General features: G+C 70.8%; 1 protein-coding gene and 2 pseudogenes. All 3 read right to left on the reverse strand.

The window, feature by feature from the left end; all coding sequences use genetic code 11:
• Positions 1–287, reverse strand: a pseudogene (locus VF542_RS08165) (N-methylproline demethylase); the annotation flags it as partial.
• A 10-nt stretch (positions 288–297) separates the two neighbouring features.
• Positions 298–1,346 (reverse strand): annotated as a pseudogene (locus tag VF542_RS08170) (Gfo/Idh/MocA family protein).
• On the reverse strand, positions 1,343–1,932 hold a 590-nt coding region (locus VF542_RS08175), incomplete at its 5' end, for an NAD(P)/FAD-dependent oxidoreductase (protein WP_408651204.1). The gene VF542_RS08175 and the pseudogene VF542_RS08170, both read right to left, overlap by 4 nt.

The following is a 1,932-nucleotide window of genomic DNA, read 5'->3' on the forward strand; positions in this document are numbered from 1 at the left end:
ATCCGCTGCGAGATCGAGCGGTAGAAGGGCAGCACCGTCTCCTGGGCCGCGTTGATCTGGTCGAAGACGCTGGCCGAGTCCGCGGCGACGTTGCTGGAGCCGCCGATGATGCTCAATGCCAGGCCGCCCTTGGCCTTCTCCTCGTGGTAGAGCTCGTAACGCAGCCCGGGCTCGCCGGCCTCGAGGTAACCCGCCGGCGCATGACCGGTGCTGTAGATCCGGTTGCGCAGGGTCAGCCCGTTGATGGTGAGCGGCTGCAGGACGGGGTCGTTGCTGGTGTCGGTCATGGCGCTTTCTTCAGAGGGAATGGAAGTCGCCGGTGTCGAGGGCGACGCTGGCACCGGTGTCGGCGCTGCGCCGGGCGGCGTCGAGCAGGTCGGCGGTGGCGATTGCCTCGTGCGGATCGACCGGCACCCGGCCGTTCCCGCGAACGGCCGCGGCGAAGGTGGGATAGAACAGGTCCCACCGGCCACGCCGCAGTGGTACCGCCTCGGCCTCCGGGCCGCGCCGGATCTCACTGCGGCGGCTCGCCGGTTCGACGCCCAGCGCTCGCCTTCTCCTGCCGGACTGCGACCGGCGAGCAGCAGGTCCTCCTGCCCGTCGACGCCGTCGACGCGGTAGCTTCCGGCCGTGCCGGAGAGCCGGAAGCGTTGCTCCGGCGCGCCCTGGACCCAGCTGCCGGACAGGTGCGAGCGAACTCCGCTGCGGTGCGTCAGCGCGACGAAGATGTCGTCGTCCAGACCTCCTGGCTTGGCCGAGCGCAGCTCGGCGTACACCGAGGCAACCGGCCCGAACAGCACCAGCGCCTGGTCGAGCAGGTGGCTGCCGAAATCCAGCAGCGTGCCGCCGCCGGCAGCCGGCGGTCCCGGCTCGGGCTGGTAGCGCTCGAAGCGGGACTCGAACCGGACGATGTCGCCGAGCGAGCCGGCCTCGAGCAGGCTTCGGACGGTCAGGAAGTCGGCATCCCAGCGACGGTTCTGGTAGACGCTCAGCGGTAGGCCGAGCTTCTCGGACAGCTCGACCGTCCGACGCGCCGAGGCACCGTCGAGGGCGAACGGCTTGTCGCACACCACTGCCAGGCCCAGGCGCAGCGCCTGCTGGGCCAGAGGCATGTGGGTCTCGGCCGGAGTGGAGATGGCCACCGCTTCGGCGCCGGCCGCGGCCAGCTCCTCCAGGTCGGAGTAGACCTCGCAGCCGGGTAGCTCATCGGCCACCTGCGCGCGGCGTGCCTCGGAGGAGGTGACCACGCCGAGGAAGTCACAGTCGGCCGCGGCGGCCAGTAGTGGTGCGTGGAAGTAGCGGCCGCCGAAGCCGTAGCCGAGCAGGCCGATCCGGACCGCCGTCACCGGAAGCGGCCCGGACGGAAGGCTTCCAGCAGCGGGCTCGGGGTGCCGCCCAGGATCTCGCCGGCGAGCAGCTCTCCGGCGATGAGCGCCAGCGTGGCGCCGCTGTGGGTGAAGGCCACGAACAGGTTGGGCACCTCCTCCAGCGCACCGAGGACCGGCTCACCGTCCCCGGGAATCGGCTTCGGCCCGACGCCGTAACTCTCGGCGGTCAGCTCGGGATGTCCTGCGAGAACCGCGCTGGCCTCGCTGAGCAGCTTGTCGACGGTTGCGTCCTTCACCTCGTAGCTGCCGTCCGGATGCGCGATCACCTCGTGGGCGGCGGCATCGGAGTCCATCACCAGATGGCCGTCCGGTGTCGGCCGCAGCGATACCCGGGGCGTGTTCAACGTCGCGATCAGATCGGTGTCGACCTTGGTGGTGCGCACCAGCAACGCCAGCGGAGTGGCATCCGGTATGTCGACGCCGAACGGCCGGACCATCTCCGCAACCGCGGCCCCGGTGGCCAGCAGCACGCTGTCGGCATCGTTGCGCTCACCGGTGCCGGTGAGCACGCCCACTGCCCGCCCGTCCTCGACCGCCACCGAAA

This window comes from Jatrophihabitans sp., from assembly GCF_036389215.1.
GTDB lineage: Bacteria > Actinomycetota > Actinomycetes > Mycobacteriales > Jatrophihabitantaceae > Jatrophihabitans_A.